The following is a 17,689-nucleotide window of genomic DNA, read 5'->3' as shown; positions in this document are numbered from 1 at the left end:
GTGGCGAGGTGCCGGCTGAGGCGTGGGCGAGTGCGACGCCGCCTTCGTCTTTGCCGATGCAGGCACCGATTTCTTCGGCAGCGGCTGGGGCATCGCCATCAGCAAGAGCGCAGGCGCTGCCTCCCCTGCCCGCGCCGCCGCCGCCGCGAACGCCACAGCCGGCGCAGCCTGAGGCGATGTTTTCCGCGCCTCAGCCTGAGGCTCCCGTTTTTGCGCCGATTCCTGGACATGCGCCGATGGAGACGCGGGAGGCGCTGGCTCCGCTGCCGCTGGAGGCGGTGCAGGGAAACCAGGCGCTGAAGAATGCGAACGCGAAGCCGCTGCCACCGCTCCCTCTGAATGGGACGCCGGGAAAAACTGCGGTGGAGCAGGTTGCGCAGACGCCGGGGCTGCCGGGCGGGAGGCCTGCGCCGTTTTTGTATCGCGCGGGGGCGTGGTTGTTTGATGTGATCATCTTCGCCCTGTTTGCGACGGTCATCGGGACGGGCAATGTGGCGGAGAATGGCGGGCCTGGAGGAGGGGTGAGTCTGGCGGGGGTTTTGAAGCTGCTGGCGCTGCTGGTTTTCTCGCTGCTGTACTATGTGCTGCTGGAGAGCTCCGCGACGCAGGGGACGCTGGGAAAGAAGGCCTGCGGGCTGGTGGTGACGGACATGCAGGGCCGAAGGATCAGCCTGGGACGCGCGACGGGGCGGTTCTTTGCGCGGCTGCTGTGCTGGCCGCTGACGCTGGGCATCGGGTATGTGATCGCGGCCTTCACAAAGCAGCGGCAGGGGCTGCATGACATGGTGGCGGGATGCCTGGTGCGGCGCGGGGCGCCGGAGTCGGCAGGGCTGCCCACTGGAGAGATGAAGAAGGAGCGCACGCCTGCGATCCTGATCATTCTGGGACTGGGCGTGACGGCGGCGGCGTGCATGGTGGGTTACACGTATTTTATCAGCCACTCGGAGGTCAGTCTGCCGGCCTCTGAGCCGAGCGTGACGGCGGCTCCGGCTTCTGCGCCGGGCGCGACGCCGGCACCGGTCGCGGCACCGCCGGCGGGCACAAACTCTGCTGCAATTCCAAACACGGGTACTGGTACTGGCGCTGGCATGCCGATGCCGCCTGCGACGGGGGCGACGGTGTGGAAGAAGGGGCTGCCAATGGCGGATGTGCAGGCGCTGGCGGCGCGCGGGGATGTGCAGGCGCAGATGGAGCTGGCGTTTGCGTGCGCGGCAGGCCGGGGTGTGCCGAAGAGCCTGACCACGGCGGCGGAGTGGATGCGCAAGGCGGCGGACACGGGCGATGGCTTTGCGCAGTATCACATGGGCTATGCGTATCGCATGGGAGAGGGTGTGCCGAAGGATGATGCGGAGGCGGCGCGCTGGTACCGCAAAGCAGCGGAGCAGGGAGTGGCGCTGGCGCAGGTGGATCTGGCGTGCGCGTATTTCGCGGGCGAGGGCGTGGCGAAGGATGATGCGGCGTCTGTGATGTGGATGCGCAAGGCGGCGGAGCAGAACAACAGGGAGGCGCTGGACAGCCTGGGGTCCGCTTATCAATACGGCGTGGGGGTGACGAAGGATCTGGAGGAGGCGGTGAAGTGGTACCGGAAGGCGGCGGCGCTGAACTACCCGCTGGGGCTTTTCCACCTGGGCGCGTGCTATGAGGACGGCCAGGGCGTGACGCGGGATCTGGCGGAGGCGCTGAAGTGGTACATCCTGACGGATGCGAACGGGGATCAGGGAATCATCGACGCGAGAAATGAGCTGGAAGGCCGGATGTCTCTGGAGGATCGGGCAGAGGCGGTGCGCAGGGCGAAGGAGGAGGCGGAGAGGCTGGAGAAGAAGTGAGGGCGGGGATGATTCATTCCTCACCTGCCTTAACAACCTGCCTCCCCTTCCCCATGCCATCTTTGTTTGAGGCTCCGACGGAACCGGTCAGACCATGGGATGCCATTTTCTGGTGGGAGAAGCGCCGCATTCCGTACAATCTCATCGTGGGCGGTGTGGGCGTGGTGTCGTTTATCCTTTTCATAACCTGCATTCATGCGGCGGATGGCATCGAGCCGGGCGAGGACGCGGTGGAACCGCTGGCGCTGGTGCTTGCGCCTTTTCTGATGAACCTCGCCTACACGGCGGGTTGGGTTGTCGACTTTCCTTTGCGCCTTGTCTTTCAGTCGCTCAGTCCGCGTATCACGGTGAACTTGTTTCGGCTGGGGCTGGGGATTTCGCTGCTTGTGGTCTGCTTTCCGTCCGTTTTCTGGGGCGGCTACTTGCTGCTGAAGATGGCGGGGGTGGTGGGGTGATGGAGGCGGGAGGGAATGATGGTCGGAGATGGCTGCTAAAAGATTCGCGCAGCCCGACTTTGAGGACGTTTGTGTGACGTGGGTGTTTCGGGGGCGCTCGCAGACGGACGGGCTGTCGCCACGGCCGTCCTACGGTCAGAGGTGCGGCGTTTTGTCGAGGTGGACAAGGGCAGGATGCAGCTTAGGATTATTCTTCTTTCGGGCCGAGCACTGAGGTCTGTGTCTGGTATCCAACCTTGAAATGATGACTCTATGAAACTGCGATTTTACTCCGTGGCTTTGATGATGGGGGTGGTGGCTGGTGTGGCGGTGGGGGCGGATGAGAAGGTGGTGGAGAAGCCTGTCGTCGTGAGCGGAGAGATTGTGAGGACGAAGGGAACGCCGATTGCGCAGCTGCCGGAAGGGATTCCGAGCACGGAGGGAAAGGTGACGCTGTTTGCCGACTATGCGCGGGCGAAGAAGGGGGAGCCGATTGATGTGTATCTGATCAATCGGAGCGAGAAGGACATCTCGCTGAACGCACAGGACGGAGATGTGTACCTGAAGCTGGAGAAGGAGAATGCGGATGGGACGTGGACGCGGGTGCAGCCGCATGTTTTCAGCTGGTGCGGAAACAGCTATGGTTGGATGGCCCTAGAGAAAAGCTGCTTCTACAGATTCAAGGGACACCAGCCGAAGGTGGGCAATGCGGCGAAGATCCGCTTTCGTTTGTACACGCAGCAATGGCTGAATCTGGCCACTGATGCAGGAGACGGGATGGTCTCTGACGAGGAGGCTCAGCTGGCGGCCTATGATGAACTGGCGGTCAGAACAGGGCCGTTTGAGGTGGTGCGGGACGTAGCCACTGGCACCAAGACGGTGGGCATGAACGAGTATTCCAAGGGAAGGATCCGGAGAGCTGCGATCCGATCATTGGGATCGGGCCGCTTTGACCCGGTGTATGTGCTGCCGGTGCTGGATGAGATCGAGCAGAAGTTTCCTGATGAAAAGTCTAGTGTGGATGGTGTCAGGCAAGTGCTCAGGGAGATGCAGGGTAACTGAGACGGAAGGCGGAGGCTTCACTTCTGAGATTCTATGTCCTCTCATGCGCCTTGAAATCTACGACCAGACACGCTGAAATGATGACTCTATGAAACTGCGATTTTATTCCGTGGCTTTGATGATGCTGATGAGTGTGCTGGCTGGCGGGGCGGCAGAGGCTGACGAGACGGCGGAGGCGAGGCCTGTGATCGTGAACGGTGAGCTTTGGATGCCGAAGGGGACGCCGATGGCGAAGCTGCCGGAGGGGATTGCGAGCACGGAGGGAAAGGTGACGCTGTTTGCCGACTATGCGCGGGCGAAGAAAGGAGAGCCGATTGATGTGTATCTGATCAACCGGAGCGAGAAGGATCTCGCGCTGACTGCGGAGGACGGAGATGTGTACCTGAAGCTGGAGGCGCGGGGTGCGGATGGAACGTGGAAGCGGGTGCAGCCGCATCTTTTCAGCCGGTGCGGAAACAGCTATCACATGAAGCCGGTGGTGCAGAAAGGGTGCTTTTATCTCATCAAAGGGCACCAGCCGAAGGCGGGCGATGCGGGGAGGATTCGCTTTCATTTGTACCTGCAGGAGGGGCTGGATCTGAGCACGGATACGGGGGACGGACTGGTCTCGGCGGAGGAGGCCCAAAAGGCGGCGCATGATGAACTGGTGATCCGCACGGCTTCCTTTGAGAAGGTGCGGGATCTGGCCACCGGTGCGCAGGTGGCGGAGGGGAGCGCGGACGAACAACGAGTCGCGCGGCTGCTTGCGATCCAGGAGCTTGGGCTGGGACGTTTCAAGGAGGAGCAGGTGCTGCCGCTGCTGGAGGAGATCGAGAAGAAGCATCCAGAGCAGAAGCCTGTGGTGGAGGCGGCGCGGGCTTTGCTGAAGGAGACGAAGGGGCGCTGAGCGAGTTGTGAGGCGGATGCGGTGCTGAGGAACTGGGACAACCTTGATCGACAGAACTTCTTTTGGCCTTTTTGGGTACCCACGCCATGCTCCCTGAACCCCTACTCTCCAAGCCATGATCCAAGAAGCCATGAAAGCAGTCGCTGAAGACCTGAATGCGATGCTGCGACGCAAACGAGGAGATTCGCGTGACCGGGTGATTCTCGGCGGACTGCCAAAACCGGGCGGCACAGGAGAGGATGAGGCGGGTGACTGCATCTGCCTCACGCTCACGCAGATCACGGAGGAGAAGAACGTCGCCAGCATGGCCGCGCCACGAGGTGCTCCCGAGTCTGGTCCACGCGTGAGCGCACCGGTGAGTCTGAACCTGCGGCTGCTCTTCTCGGCTCATTATGCGCGGTACGAGGTGGGCCTCGAAATGATTTCGGAGGTGATCGCCTACCTCCATGTGAAGCCGCTTTTCACGAGGGCGAATACTCCCACATTGCATTCCGGCCTGGACCGGCTGACCTTGGAGATGGTAAAAGTGACGTCCGAAGAGCAGAGCCAGCTATGGAGCATGCTGGGGAGAGATTACACTCCGTCCGCCATCTACTCGATGCGCATGCTGACCTTGGGAGGCGTCTAGAGGGCGGCCTTGGATCCAAGCGTCGTGCGGCCCCCAGCCTAGGATGAGCCGCAGGGGCATGAATGTGCCCCGGACCCGGACTACCTGCCGAAATTTTCGAGAGCATCTGACGCCAGCGCTCTGCAGCGTACGGGTTGTTTACCGATCAATTCTTGTGATTGATCTGCGCCCGCGTTCCAGGAATACCCTTTCGGCTGTGAAGGAGGGAGGATTGACAGAAGGGCGGCGGGTCGGGTATAAGGCCGAAATGCAGAACGGTGCGCGCGGTTCATATTCTGAAGAAGCCTCCGGGCAGATCGTGGCGCTGCTTTCGGCTGCTGATTTTCGGTCTGGAGGCGGAGCGAACCCGTATGTCGTGCTCGTGACGGGCTGTGTGCTGGCGGTGATGGGGATGGTGCTGGTGGAGAGCCTGAAAAAGCAGGATGATGGCGAGAGGGCTGTCACCCCGCGAGTGGTGGAGGATGCGGGCAGGTTTGTGCATGTCATGAAATACCATGCGCTGTATGCGCATCCGCTGTTTCGGTTCCGGCGCTTGAGGGAGTTCGCGAAGAGATACCTCAGATTTTACCCCGGGGATCGGCTTGGAATGCCTATGCCGGATGAGATGGAGACGCTGCCGACAGAAGAGCCGGTGCCTGGCAAGCTGCGGTACCCGGAGGGAAAATGGAGAGAGGGCGGGAAGGAATGACTTGGTTTCAGGCGGGAGGCATTCACGACCGAAGAGGCCACAGGTCATTATTTGCTCCCCGGTACATCTGCTCCACGGCACATCGGCTTTTGTCCGCTTTTGGCCGTGCTTCACTGTTCGTGCTGCCATTTTCCCCTGATGAAGAAGGACGAGTCGTGCTCGACACAGCGCCCGGCGCGTCTTAAACACTCTTTCCTACCATGGCATCCTCCCAGCAAACTCCCGGCGTGTACATCAATGAAGTGAATGCTTTTCCGAATGCGGTGGTGCCGGTGGCGACGGCGGTGCCGGTGTTCATCGGCTACACGATGCGGGCGGACTACAAGGGGAAGTCCTACCTGAATCAGGCCGTCGAGATCAATTCGATGCAGGACTTCATGAACTTTTATGGCGTCATGACGACGGCGACACCGCCGGGCCCGGCGCCTGAGATGCAGCAGTATGCTCCCATCTACCACATTCTGGCATCCCGGGGAGAAGGAGATGTGACGATCGGTGGCAAGCCTCTCGATCTGCTGCCCGATCCCTCGACCATCTATTACCTCTACAACAGCATCAAGCTGTTCTACCAAAACGGCGGCAGCACGGCCTTCATCGTCTCGGTGGGGCTGATTGGTCCGCCGCCTTCGCCGAGCAAGCCGATGGCGGCAGGCAGTCCGCTGGTGAACCCGCGGGTGTCCTACGACGATCTCTACAAAGGCCTGCAAGTGGCCGGCCAGGAGGCGTCCATCACCATGATCTCCATTCCGGATGCGGTGCTGCTCAAGCAGGCGGACTACGCCACGCTCATGCAGAACATCCTGAACCAATGCGGCATCGATTCACCGGACTGCTGCGCACCGGGGAGCCGTGTGGGGCTGCTGGATGTCTATGGCGGGGAGGCCCCCGATCCGGAACTTTGGAATCTGCCAGGCGGAGAGATCGAGACCTTCCGAACGGCCGTGGGGATGGATGATCTGCGCTACGGCATCGCCTATTTCCCTTTCCTGAAGACGACCATCGTGGAGGACGGAGACATCGATTTCATCACCCTGGGTGGCGGCAAGGAACTGGCGGCGGCGCTGCCGGATGCTGCTGTGGAGCCCGTCAAAACGATCCTGGATCAGATCCAGAATCCGCCGGCCACGAATCCGCCGACCCCGCTCCAGCTTGAGAACGCTCTCCTCGCTGCCAGCACCGCCTACAGCCAGTTGCATGATGCTGTGCTGGAGAAGATCAACACCCTGCCCCCCGGTGCGGCCATGGCGGGGCTCATCTCAAAGGTGGACAGCAGCATCGGTGTCTGGCGTGCACCGGCCAATTTTAGCCTCACGGCGGTGACGGACACCACGCTGAAGATCACAGACAACAGCCAGGCCATGCTCAATGTGGACGCCGTCAGCGGCAAATCCATCAACGCCATCCGCCTGAAGCCGGGATTTGGGGTGATGGTCTGGGGTGCGCGCACGCTGGACGGCAACAGCCAGGACTGGCGCTACATCAACGTCCGCCGCACGATGATCTTCATCGAGCAGTCGCTGAAACTGGCCATGCAGGCCTATGTCTTCCTGCCGAATGTGGACAGCACGTGGTCGCTGGTGCAAAGCATGGTCACGAGCTTTCTGACCTCGCTGTGGTCGCAGGGCTGCCTGGCCGGCTCCTCAGCCGCCGCCTCGTTCAAGGTCGCCATTGGACTCGGGCTGACGATGACGCCTGACGACATCTTGGCCGGCAAGATGAACCTGACGGTGTCCGTGGCGTTGTCTCATCCGGCGGAGTTTATCACGATCACCATCTCGCAGCAGGCGCAGAGCTAGGCCGCGCCGTCCCCTACCCTTTCAACAACCCTCACTCCAGAAAGAGACTTCTTTTATGCCCGACGACGGATCAGCCCAGAGCACGACGATATGGCCATTACCCGCCTTTCATTTTGAGGTCACCATCGGCACCACAGGCGATCTCAAAGGGGCTTTTTCGGAGGTGACCGGATTGAACTCCGAGACGCAGGTTATCGAGTACCGGCACGGCAACAGCCCCATCTACTCCCCCATCAAGATGCCCGGCATCACCAAGGTGGGGAATGTGACGCTGAAGCGTGGCATCTTCAAAAGCGACAACAGCTTCTGGGACTGGTACAGCTCCATCCAGCAAAACACGATCAAGCGGCAGAACGTGGTGATCGCGCTGCTGGATGAGAAGGGGGCGACGACGATGCAGTGGACGCTGAGCAATGCCTGGCCCACGAAATTCTCCGGCGCGGACCTGAAAACCGACGGCAGTGAGGTGGCCGTGCACACGATCGAGCTGGCGTTTGAGACCATGGCCATCACGAACAAGTAGATGGCGGGTGCGGGTGAGCGGCGAAAGGGGGAACGCGGACTCCACCTTAACCTATCGTGTTTGGCGCATAATTCATTTTTATCGCACTTGTCGCATATTTTATTTTTATGCGCCAGAATGCATATTGACGTTTTATCGCTTTTGAAGCATAATCGAGAGTATGAATGATCCAGCACGAGATCCCAGGCAATTGGGCGCACTCATCAGGCGTGCGCGCAAGAAGCAGGGGCTAAGCCAGCAGCAGCTCGGTGGGAAAACCGGACTGCGGCAGGAAACGATTTCCCTGATCGAAACGGGGAATCCGGCGAGCAGACTGGATACATTGCTGACGGTGCTCGCCGCGCTGGATCTGGAGTTTCTCATCGCGCCGCGCTCGAAGGACTGGAGCCAGAGCATGGTCAGGGAAATGATGGAGGACTTCTGATGGCACGCCCACGCCCCCATCCAGACCTGCGCGTGCTGCTGAACAATCGCCACGTGGGACTGCTCAGCAAGACGTCAGGCGGGGCGATCTCGTTTCGGTATGCGGCGAGCTGGCTGGAGCGGGAGCGAGCGATCCCGGTGTCCCTCTCTCTGCCGCTGCGGGAGGACGCGTATAGCGGCGCGGCGGTCACGGCGTTCTTTGAGAACCTGCTGCCAGACTCCGAGACGCTGCGGCGGCGTGTGGCGGAAAAGGTGGGCGCAGAGGGCACGGACTCCTACAGCCTGCTCTCCCGCATCGGGAGGGACTGCGTGGGCGCGCTGCAGTTTGTGCCGGAAGGCTATGATGTGGCAGGAGATACCACGCGAATCGATGGGCAGCCGGTCAGCGACCGGGAGATCGAGAAGATCCTCACGAACCTGTCCGAAGCACCGCTGGGGATGGATCAGGACCAGGACTTCCGCATCTCCGTGGCGGGCGCGCAGGAAAAGACGGCGCTGCTTTTTCACGAGGGCAAATGGTGGAAGCCGCATGGCACCACGCCGACCACGCACCTTTTTAAAAAGCAGCTCGGCAGACTGCCCAACGGGCTGGATCTCTCCAGCAGCGTGGAGAATGAATTTTACTGCCTGAAACTCGTGGCCGCGTTTGGCCTGCTGGCAAATGAGGTGAAGATGCAGCATTTTGGGAAGACGAAGGCGCTGGTGATCGAGCGATTTGACCGCATGCGGATGAAGGACGGGAGGCTGCTGCGCATCCCACAGGAGGACTGCTGCCAGGCGCTTTCGGTCGCGCCGACGCGCAAATATCAAACCGAAGGCGGGCCGGGCATGGTGGAGATCCTGACGTTGCTCAAGGGAAGCGACAGGCCGGCGGAGGATCAGAAGCATTTTCTGAAGGCGCAGGTGCTGTACTGGCTGCTGGGCGCGACGGACGGCCATGCGAAAAACTTCAGCGTTTTTCTAGGCCCTGGAGGACGCTTCAATCTGACTCCGGCCTATGATGTGCTGACGGCGCAGCCCTGCCTGCAGGCGCGGCAGCTTCACAAAAAGCAGATGCGGCTGGCGATGTTTGTGGGAGACAGCCGGCACTACCGGATGGACTACATTCAGGGGCGGCACTTCATCCAGACGACGGTGAGGGCCGGGCTGCCAGCGGCGCTGGCGGAGGAGGTGCTGGCGGATGTGGCAGGGCGTGCGGAGGCGGCGCTGAGTGCGGTGGAGAAGCAGATGCCGGCTGGATTTCCAGAGGAGATCCATGATGCGGTGCAGCGGGGGTTCAGGGAGCGGATGAGGAGGCTGTGATGCAGAGGTGGCTTAGACCAATTCTCAAAAATCTTGTCACATTGCCCGGACGGCGGAGCGGCCCCATTGGCTGGGTTGGTCGCTTGCTTGTTATCCTTCAATAGCAGGCGGCGCTCCCGCCTTGCCACTGGGGCCGCTGCGTTCGCCGGGTCAAAATGACAATCTTTTTGAGAACCGGTCTATGATACTGGGATGGTTTGACATGGGGGCTGTTATCCGGGGGTGGGAGAGGCCGAGCGCGGGGCTGCATCGACAATGGCGCTGCTCGAAGTGCTCGTGCTTGCTTCCTGCTGGGGCGATGAATCTGACTCGAGGTGTTTGCGACCTGCTGCGGGCTCGGAGGCCCGCGCTCCTGGGGCGTTGTGTTGGCGGGTTGGAAAAATTGAGGAGGAGCGTGGCCAAACCGGGCGGCATGGGGGCGGGGAGCGGCGAGTGGGTTATCAATTGGGGTTGACGGTACTTAGTGTGTAGTATTTACTACACACATGGCGACGGCGCTGACATTTGGGCAGTTTGTGCGTGAGGCGCGCTTGGCGAAGGCGGAGGGTGACCGTGCGTTTTCGCTGCGCAAGATTGCGGAGAAGGTGGGCATCGAGCCGTCTTACCTGAGCAAGGTGGAGCGGGATGAGGAGCCGCCGCCGGGCGAGGGTGTGATCCGCAAGCTGGCGCATGAACTGTCTGAGGACGCGGATGTGCTGCTGGCGATGGCGGGAAAGGTTTCCTCCGACCTGCAGGCGATCATCCGCAAGCGCCCGCGCCTGTTTGCCGACCTGATACGACAACTGAAAGCCATGCCAGACCATGCGGTGCTGCAGCTCGTGCGCGAGGTGCGGGACGGGCAGTGGTGAACTGGCGGGCTGCGGAACCGAGCAAGAATACCAAGCAAGAATACCAACAACGAACCCAAACAAAACGACCATGATTGAACTCAGAGATGATGAGCTGTGCTTTTCCTTTCCTGCCATCGAGGCAGAGATCTCTGCGCTGCGGAAAGACTACTATGACAAGAAACTGCCGAAGATGCTGGCGGAGGACCGTGAGAAGGTGATCGACCAGCTTGTTAAGAGGCTGCGGCGGTCGCAGGAAACAGTGCCAGACCGGGATAAGGTGCGCGACGAGGTGCTGAAGGTGACGGAGGAGCAGATCGCAGGCATGCTGCAAAATGCCTTGGCACCACAATGGGAGAAGAACACCGCGAAAATGGAGGTGGCGTTTAAGCGGACGCTGCGCATCCCGGACAATGACAAGACTTACCCGCTGCCGCCGGGGCTGGGGAGCTTTCCGCTGCGGCATTTGGAGGACTATGCGGAGGCTGCGCCACCGCAGTGGCTGGAGCGCGGCGGGGTGATCATGCCGATGTATCAGGCGGAGGCTTTGTGGATGAGTTTCTACAGGGGCACCTACCCCTGCGCGCTAAAGATTGCCGCCGGGAAGATCAATGCGGTGAGCGGTGAAAGCTGGCAGGCCGGGCTGAGCCGGAAGCCGCAGGACTATGTGGTGACGGGCAAGCAGCCGTGGCTGGATGGCTTTGCGGTGGAGAAAGGGGTGATACGCCAGTTTGTGGCGATGCCGCTGGGTGCGGGTTATTCAGTGGAGGAGCAGCTTTCCGGGGAGGCGGAATTTGGCGGGGTGCAACTGCAGGCCTACCCGATGAAGGCGCGGGCTTACTTTGACAAAGTGCAAATGCCAGACCTGCCGAAGTGTCTGGCGGATCTTCTGCAAGACCTGATCGAGTCAGATTTCAGCAGCATCTGTTTTTCGGGAGGGCTTGCGTGCGCAGGTGCCGGCATGGGCCTGGGGGCTGGCGGGCGGATGCGGCAGAAGATTTATAAGGACCCCTACAAGGCGGAGGACTGGGACATGGGGGCGTCCAGCCGCTGCTTTGTGCACCTGTGCAATGCGATGCTGTGGCGCGAACTGACGGGGGAGAACCCACCGCAACCGCCCGTGACGGCGCGGGAGTATGAAAAGGCGGGGCTGCCGTGGTTTGACTACTATGCGGCGGATTTGAAGGCGCTGAATGGATCGAAAAAACTGGCGGGGGTGCAGAGCGTGGGCGCGATCTCGAAGAGCAAGGGGGACCAGGCGATCCCGGCGAATGAGTCGGTGAAGGTGCCGAGGGTGGTGAAGTGCGGGCCGAGTGATCGCGTGGTGAAGGAGTGGGCGGGTGAGTGAGTGTAGCGCGGTGGCGGGGCGCTGGGTGTGGCGGAGTGGGGAGGGATCAGGATGATCCCTCTCCTGCCGGAGGCGCCATGCCAGCGCGAGAGCGTCCGGAGGATGGGGAACCATCCTTGATCCCCTGTTTTGGGAGGAGCGCGTTCGAAAACCTGTAGGAATGGGGCGGGCAAAAGCGCCTTTGGAGCGCGGACTTCAGTCCGCAGAGCTCCGCTGTCTCCAGCAGATCCGAGCGTTCTCTTTCAGGCTCACACCCGCACGCCGCTGCTGCTTCTCAGGCGTGCTCGTGTTTGCCACCTGCTGGGGGCCATTACCGGGCTGCACGTGTTTGCCACCTTCTGCGGGATAAATCCCGCGCTCCACGGACCGCGTGCGCGGCGGAAGGGCCACTGGTTTTCAAACGCGGTCCAGGCAAAGCGCAGCGCTGAGGGATCAGGATGATCCCTCTCCTGGGGGAGGCGCTTGGGTGGTTTGAGGATAAATGGAATGCGCGGGGCGGAAGTGTGTTTCAAAATGGGAGGATGAAGATGAACGATAACGTGGAGAAGACGGCGGAGGTGAATCCGTATGCGGCGCCGGAGAGTACGGCGGTGGGTGTGCTGACGGCGGAGGAGGGTGCGGGGGTGAAGAGGGGCTGGTGGCCGGGGGTGAGTTTGCTGGTCATTGCGCTGCTGGCGGGGGTGGGCTGGCGGATGGAGCTGGAGATGACGACGGGGTGGGCGAGCATGGACTGGATCGGGCGGTTTCACTGGGCGGTGCCGGCGGGGGTGGTGGCGTTTATTGTGTGGGTGCTGGGTGTGACGCGGGTGGAGAGGCCGCGGGCGTTTGCGGCGGCGCTGGTGGGTTATGGTGTGATCGGCCATGTCGTGGTTCAGCGGCTGCTGGTGTCCGCCTTTGGCCGGGCGATCGTGCTGAGTGATGAATACGAGGGGGCGATAATGAGGGAGATCATGCTGTACAAGCTGCTGAACTTTCTGCTGCTGGCGCTGGTGCCGCTGCTGTTTGGGATTTTGTGCCGTGGCTTCGGGGTGCGGGTGAGGCTGTGGAGCGTGCTGGGCTATGCCATCCTTTTCATGCTGAGCTGGCCGCTGGCGGAGTGGGTGGTCGGCGTGGTGGAGAACCACAGCGGGGACGTCGGATTCATCCACGCGCTGAAGAGCGGGTATGTGATTCCGCTGCTGGTGCTGTGCCTGGGATGGCCGGTGCTGAGGGCGAGGGGAAAGTGAGGGGTGCGCAGGTGCTTATTGAGGATTGCGCAATAGACTGACACGCATGGAGCGCACGTGCATGCAGGAGCCGGGGCGTTGCGTGCGGCGGAGACACATGCTGCCTGCTTCGGCGTGGCGGGAGGACGCTGCTGGGGGACGCGGTGTGTGAAGAAGGCGCTGGCTTTGCTGCCCTGCTGCTGGGACTGAACCCAGGGCGGCGCTCGCCAAGGCTCGCTGGCCCTGGGCTACGCTAGGCCGCACCTTCGGTGCTAAATCATGGAGGCAAAGCCGACGATAACATGACTTAATCGAGTGCCACGTCAGTCTATTGTGCAACTCTCAATAGGTGCGCAGCGGGGTGATGACGCAGGCGCTTCCGAGCAACTCGCTGCGGAATCGGCAAAGGGGGACATGCCGGGTGTGGCTCGGTATTCCGATACCGAGTCGGTGCCGTCGCGGTATCGGAATACCGCGCTACATCTCCCATGCCACCGCTGGCGGCAGTTTCATGGGGATGTGAGGCCCGAGAGTGAATCTCCTTTTCACAATCACACCGCCTTGATTTCCAGGGTGGCTCCCCTGCCCTTTTGCCGTGAGGTGCTGCGCTGTGCAGGCGAAGGGAGGACTGTGAATGGTGGCTTGCGAGGGCGGCGGGCTTCTCTATCGCTGTGGTTTCTCCCTGGCACTGCCTTTTTCCTGAATCTCTGCTGCATCCTATTCCCTGCATGAAGACACCCCATGCCCGCGCTTTTTCTTTTGGCTTTGCCTGCCTGCTGTTTGTGGCTGGTGCCGCAGGTGGTGTGATGGCGGCGGCGGATGCAGAGGTGAAGGCGAAGGCGGATGAGCCTGCGAAGGTGAAGGCGGATGCGGGGGTGAAGGCGGAAGCGAAGGTGAATGCGAAGGCCGGGGTGGGTGTAAATGCGAAGGCGGATGCTAGGGTGAAGGCGGCGCAGGATCTGGTGAGGGCGCGCACGGAGGCGGTGGGAGCGGAGGATGCGGAGACGCTGCGGGCGCGCCTGCTGCTGGCGGAGGCGCTGTGGGAGCAGGGCAGGACGGAGGAGGCTGAGGGCATGTTGCATGAGCTGCTGCCGCTGCTGACGAAGGTGCTGGGGGCGGAGGCGCCGGAGACGCTGCGCTGTGAGTCGCGCGATCTTTTTGCGCGGACAACGCGGGCGCCTGACGCGGAGATCGAGAAGGCGTATCGGCGGCTGATCGCGGTGATGGTGCGTGTGCTGGGGCCGCAGGACATGAACACGCTGAAGGCGCGCCGGGGTCTGGCGAGTGCGCAGCTGGCGCTGGGAAAGGCGGCGTATGCGGAGAGGGAGGCCCGCAAGGTGCTGGAACTTCTGCTGCGCACGGTGGGTGATAGTGATCCGGAGTTTCTGGACTGCCAGGTGGACATCGTGCTGGCGCTGAGTGCGCTGGGCAGGAAGGAGGCGGCGGAGACGCTGTGCAGTGGCGTGGTATCCAAACAGAAGCGTCTTTTCGCCGAGGACCACCCGCAGTTGCTGCGGTCTCGCGGAGCTTTGTGCGGGCTCTTGTTTGACCTGAAAAAGCTGGCGGAGGCGGAGACGCTGCTGCGGGGTCTGGTGCCTGATGTGGTGCGGGTGCGCGGAGCGGAGCATGCGGAGACGCTGCACTACCTGAGCGATCTATGCCGGGTGCTGGCCGCCGCTGGAAAATTGGGAGAGGCGGAGAAGGAGTATCGCAGCCTGATCCCGGTGAAGGAGCGCGTGCTGGGAGCCGAGAGTGCGGAGACGCTGGACACGCGCCGGGAGTTTGCGCAGGTGCTGTCCGCCAAGGGGGGCAAGGAGGAGGCGGTGAAGGAGTATCGCGCGCTGCTGCCGGCGCACGAGAAGACCTTTGGCGTGGAGGATGCGCGCACGCTGCATATCTGCTTCAGCCTGGCCTCGACGCTGTGGGAGCTGCAACGGGTGGCGGAGGCGCTGCCCTATGCGCAGCGCGCGCTGGAGGGCCGGACGAAGGCGCTGGGAAAGGAGCATGAGGAGACGCTGATGGCGCAGAGGCTGGTGGAGGGGCTGAAGGGGTAGGTGGATGAAGTTTAAAGTTGAAGGTTTAAAGTTTAAGGTTGGGAGGGCTGTGGGCGAATCGGGAGTGAGGGGGATGAAGGAGGGACGTGAAGGTGGCGGGAGATGAGGGGGTGAAGTTTAAAGTTGGAGGTTTAAAGTTTAAAGTTGGGAGGGCTGTGGGCGAATCGGGAGTGAGGGGGATGAAGGAGGGACGTGAAGGTGGCGGAAGATGAGGGGATGAAGTTTAAAGTTGAAGGTTTAAAGTTTAAAGTTGGGAGGGCGGTGGACGAATCGGGAGTGAGGGGGATGAAGGAGGGACGTGAAGGTGGCGGGAGATGAGGGGGTGACGTTTAAAGTTGGAGGTTTAAAGTTTAAAGTTGGGAGGGCGGTGGGCGAATCGGGAGTGAGGGGGATGAAGGAGGGACGTGAAAGTGGCGGAAGATGAGGGGGTGAGGTGCGTTTGGGGAGTCGAAGTGTTTGACGCGTGGTGGATGCGTGCACACCCGTCTTGCGTGGACGATCGGCTGCGGACTGAAGTCCGCGCTTCTGGGGCGCTTTTCTTCTGCGGGAGGACGCTGCTGGGGGACGCGGGGTGTGAAGAAGGCGCTGGGTTTGCTGCGCTGCTGCTGGGACTGAACCCAGGCCTACGCTAGGCCGCACCTTTGGTGCAAAATCCTGGAGGCAAAGCCGACGATAACATGACTTAATCGGGTGCCACGGCAGTCTATTGTGCAAAGCTCAATAGAAGAATGATCGCATTCGAGAACGGGAGTAACGGAGACGGGACAGGAGCATGGACGAGCCGAGTGATTCAATGACGAATGCGGAAGCAGGAGGAGGGTCGCTGCGGCTCAGCGTGGGAGCGGGGGGATGAGGGAGTCGAGCAGCTTTTGACGGTCGTGGTGAGTGAGGAGTTTCTGCCAGAGGATCCGCAGAAAGGCGGTGAATTCCGGGGGCAATGGGTGGCGCGGATCCATGAGTTCCAGGCGCCTGCCCTGGGGTGATACATAGGTAAAGCTGGGGAATGCTCCACCGCCTCTTCCGAAGGGGAAAAAGACCGGCTCAGGTGGAAAGTGGTCCGCTCCAGCGCGTTCGCAGAGCTTTCCGTAGGCTTCGAGAATGCGGAGGCTCTCTTGGGCGGGAAGGCTTCCGGAGCGGGGTCCTTGGTGGCCCTCGAGGAGCCTGAAGTCGCCATCGCTGTTCAGCGTGCCGGAGATCCAGTCGGCCTTGCCCGGGTGCTGCTCGATGGTGAAGCTCAGGCTGGCTCCGGAGACCGGGGAATCTGCGCGGAGGCCGGCGTGGCAGGAGACGCGGCTGACCAGCAGGAGGAAGGCGGTGGTGAGAAAGGCTAGGAGCTGGTATTTCAGGCCATGCATGGCAGGTGGCGAAAGCGGAATGCGGCGGCGAGAAGAGTTTTTCGAGGTGCGGAGCGGACAGAGGGAGGTGTTTTGCGGCGGTTCAACGCTTGGCGGGGGCGAAGGGGTCGTTCAAGGGCTTCAGGCCGGGCTGGGAGAGGCGGGTGAGGAGTTTTTGCCAGAGGATTCGCAGGAAGGCGGTGAGCTCCGGGGGTGGGAGCTTCGCGGGGCCGATCAACTGGAGGAGCTCTCCCTGGGGAGTCATGTGCACGAACATTGGATTGATGATCCGGCCACCGACAAATAGCGGTGCTGGCTGGAAGATGCCCCTTCCCACGCGGTCGATGACCTTGCCGCATTCTTCGATGATGCGACCGGCCTCCTGCGCCGGGATTTTTCCGGAGTGGGAGATTCCTTTGAGCGGTCTGACACCGAAGTCACCCTCGAGGTTCAGCGTGCACACAACCCAGTCACCTTTGCCCGGGTTCTCCTCGAGAGTGAAAATGAGGAGGCCATCGGGGAGAGCGAGATTCTGGAACGGGGCCGGACCAGCGCGGGCCTGGCCGCCGTCCAGAAGGACGGAGGCGAGGATGAGGAAGGCTAGGAGCTGGTATTTCAGACCATGCATGGGGAGGCAGTGGGCGGGTCAGGGCTTGGCCGGGGCTGCGAAGGGGTCGTTCAGGGGCTGCAGGCCGGGCTGGGTGTGGAGTTTCTGCCAGAGGAGCCGCAGAAAGGCGGTGAGCTCCGGGGGTGGGGGCTTCTCGGGGCCGCTCAAGAGGAGGAGCTCTCCCTGGGGAGTCATGTGTATGAACAAGGGATTGCCGAGTGCGCCACCGGCGAAAAGGAGACGGTCGGGCGGGAAGAGGTCCTTTCCCGCGCGGTCGCAGATCTTGCCGCATTCTTCGATGATGCGACCTGCCTCCTTCTCAGTCAGCTGCCCCTCGGAGCTGGTTCCATCTGCCAAGGTCTGGAGACCAAAATTTCCATCGAGCCTCAGCGAGCATGTTACCCAGTCGCCCTTGCCTGGGTGCTGCTCGACGGTGAAGAGGAGGAGGCCATTGGGGATTTTAAAGCCTCCGTCCGCGGCGGCCTGAGTGGCACCGAGAAACATGACGACAGCCATGGTGAGAACGGCTAGGAGCTGGTATTTAGGACCATGCATGGCGGAATGGCTTGCTTGCTTCCTGTTTCTCGAGGGCTGAGAGTCTGGCGCCTGTGAAGAGGCCGGAGGTCCGCCCGCACCCATGGGATGGTGGCAGGACGGAGGCGCGGTGGCAAGGATAAATGGAGGGGGCCGTGCGGTGCTTTACGCGTCTGCCGAAGGAGTCTTGGGGATGGATGTGGCGTGCCGCA

At 61.8% G+C, this 17,689-nt stretch carries 20 protein-coding genes; 16 read left to right on the top strand and 4 right to left on the bottom strand.

What is annotated here, in order from left to right; translation table 11 throughout:
* The first annotated feature begins 22 nt into the window (after positions 1 to 22).
* The 13 genes from ACILSR_RS31125 to ACILSR_RS31065 all read left to right on the top strand — a co-directional run bounded on the left by ACILSR_RS31125 (position 23) and on the right by ACILSR_RS31065 (position 11,743).
* Positions 23 to 172: a hypothetical protein gene (locus ACILSR_RS31125; RefSeq protein WP_395753726.1), complete on the top strand. Its 150-nt coding sequence runs from the start codon at positions 23 to 25 to the stop codon at positions 170 to 172.
* 4 nt (positions 173 to 176) lie between these two features.
* Positions 177 to 1,826: an RDD family protein gene (locus ACILSR_RS31120; protein WP_395753725.1), complete on the top strand. Its 1,650-nt coding sequence runs from the start codon at positions 177 to 179 to the stop codon at positions 1,824 to 1,826.
* Positions 1,827 to 1,879: 53 nt separating this feature from the next.
* Complete coding sequence (locus tag ACILSR_RS31115; RefSeq protein ID WP_395753724.1) at positions 1,880 to 2,281, top strand: hypothetical protein; 402 nt, start codon at positions 1,880 to 1,882, stop codon at positions 2,279 to 2,281.
* A gap of 252 nt (positions 2,282 to 2,533) precedes the next feature.
* A complete protein-coding gene (locus tag ACILSR_RS31110) occupies positions 2,534 to 3,322 on the top strand; it encodes a hypothetical protein (RefSeq protein WP_395753723.1) in 789 nt (262 codons plus the stop codon).
* Between the two features lie 88 nt (positions 3,323 to 3,410).
* Entirely contained in the window at positions 3,411 to 4,208 is a 798-nt protein-coding gene (locus ACILSR_RS31105) for a hypothetical protein (RefSeq protein ID WP_395753722.1), read from the top strand.
* 115 nt (positions 4,209 to 4,323) lie between these two features.
* Positions 4,324 to 4,836, top strand: a complete 513-nt coding sequence (locus ACILSR_RS31100; protein WP_395753721.1) for a DUF4255 domain-containing protein — start codon at positions 4,324 to 4,326, stop codon at positions 4,834 to 4,836.
* 247 nt (positions 4,837 to 5,083) lie between these two features.
* On the top strand, positions 5,084 to 5,524 hold the full coding sequence (locus ACILSR_RS31095; protein ID WP_395753720.1) for a hypothetical protein: 441 nt from the start codon (positions 5,084 to 5,086) through the stop codon (positions 5,522 to 5,524).
* A 200-nt stretch (positions 5,525 to 5,724) separates the two neighbouring features.
* Complete coding sequence (locus ACILSR_RS31090) at positions 5,725 to 7,320, top strand: phage tail sheath family protein (RefSeq protein ID WP_395753719.1); 1,596 nt, start codon at positions 5,725 to 5,727, stop codon at positions 7,318 to 7,320.
* Between the two features lie 55 nt (positions 7,321 to 7,375).
* Complete coding sequence (locus tag ACILSR_RS31085) at positions 7,376 to 7,843, top strand: phage tail protein (protein WP_395753718.1); 468 nt, start codon at positions 7,376 to 7,378, stop codon at positions 7,841 to 7,843.
* Positions 7,844 to 8,003: 160 nt separating this feature from the next.
* The gene (locus ACILSR_RS31080; protein ID WP_395753717.1) at positions 8,004 to 8,267 is read left to right on the top strand and encodes a helix-turn-helix domain-containing protein; all 264 of its coding nucleotides are present in this window, start codon (positions 8,004 to 8,006) and stop codon (positions 8,265 to 8,267) included.
* Positions 8,267 to 9,568: a type II toxin-antitoxin system HipA family toxin gene (locus ACILSR_RS31075; protein ID WP_395753716.1), complete on the top strand. Its 1,302-nt coding sequence runs from the start codon at positions 8,267 to 8,269 to the stop codon at positions 9,566 to 9,568. Before ACILSR_RS31080 ends, ACILSR_RS31075 begins: the two co-directional genes overlap by 1 nt.
* A gap of 485 nt (positions 9,569 to 10,053) precedes the next feature.
* A complete protein-coding gene (locus ACILSR_RS31070; protein ID WP_395753715.1) occupies positions 10,054 to 10,416 on the top strand; it encodes a helix-turn-helix transcriptional regulator in 363 nt (120 codons plus the stop codon).
* Positions 10,417 to 10,486: 70 nt separating this feature from the next.
* The gene (locus tag ACILSR_RS31065; RefSeq protein WP_395753714.1) at positions 10,487 to 11,743 is read left to right on the top strand and encodes a hypothetical protein; all 1,257 of its coding nucleotides are present in this window, start codon (positions 10,487 to 10,489) and stop codon (positions 11,741 to 11,743) included.
* A gap of 248 nt (positions 11,744 to 11,991) precedes the next feature.
* Here the strand turns inward: ACILSR_RS31065 and ACILSR_RS31060 are convergent, their stop codons facing one another.
* Positions 11,992 to 12,255 carry a hypothetical protein gene (locus tag ACILSR_RS31060; protein WP_395753713.1) on the bottom strand — a complete coding sequence of 88 codons (264 nt, stop codon included), beginning with the start codon at positions 12,253 to 12,255 and terminating at the stop codon, positions 11,992 to 11,994.
* A 9-nt stretch (positions 12,256 to 12,264) separates the two neighbouring features.
* Between ACILSR_RS31060 and ACILSR_RS31055 the strand changes: the two genes are divergently transcribed.
* From ACILSR_RS31055 to ACILSR_RS31045, 3 genes are all read left to right on the top strand, one after another.
* Positions 12,265 to 12,969, top strand: a complete 705-nt coding sequence (locus ACILSR_RS31055; protein ID WP_395753712.1) for a hypothetical protein — start codon at positions 12,265 to 12,267, stop codon at positions 12,967 to 12,969.
* Positions 12,970 to 13,676: 707 nt separating this feature from the next.
* Complete coding sequence (locus ACILSR_RS31050; protein WP_395753711.1) at positions 13,677 to 15,002, top strand: tetratricopeptide repeat protein; 1,326 nt, start codon at positions 13,677 to 13,679, stop codon at positions 15,000 to 15,002.
* 474 nt (positions 15,003 to 15,476) lie between these two features.
* Entirely contained in the window at positions 15,477 to 15,617 is a 141-nt protein-coding gene (locus tag ACILSR_RS31045) for a hypothetical protein (RefSeq protein WP_395753710.1), read from the top strand.
* Between the two features lie 215 nt (positions 15,618 to 15,832).
* Here ACILSR_RS31045 and ACILSR_RS31040 read toward each other — a convergent pair whose 3' ends face one another.
* The 3 genes from ACILSR_RS31040 to ACILSR_RS31030 form a co-directional block, all read right to left on the bottom strand.
* Complete coding sequence (locus ACILSR_RS31040) at positions 15,833 to 16,357, bottom strand: hypothetical protein (RefSeq protein WP_395753709.1); 525 nt, start codon at positions 16,355 to 16,357, stop codon at positions 15,833 to 15,835.
* Between the two features lie 82 nt (positions 16,358 to 16,439).
* Complete coding sequence (locus tag ACILSR_RS31035) at positions 16,440 to 16,964, bottom strand: hypothetical protein (RefSeq protein ID WP_395753708.1); 525 nt, start codon at positions 16,962 to 16,964, stop codon at positions 16,440 to 16,442.
* Between the two features lie 18 nt (positions 16,965 to 16,982).
* Positions 16,983 to 17,498, bottom strand: coding sequence for a hypothetical protein (locus tag ACILSR_RS31030; protein ID WP_395753707.1), 516 nt, complete (start codon positions 17,496 to 17,498; stop codon positions 16,983 to 16,985).
* Positions 17,499 to 17,689 lie beyond the last annotated feature (191 nt).

Origin of the sequence: Prosthecobacter sp. (assembly GCF_044222565.1) — a bacterium.
Taxonomy (GTDB): Bacteria; Verrucomicrobiota; Verrucomicrobiia; order Verrucomicrobiales; family Verrucomicrobiaceae; genus Prosthecobacter.
The sequence above is the reverse complement of the archived record's forward strand: the minus strand, read 5'-3'. Positions and strand labels throughout refer to the sequence as shown.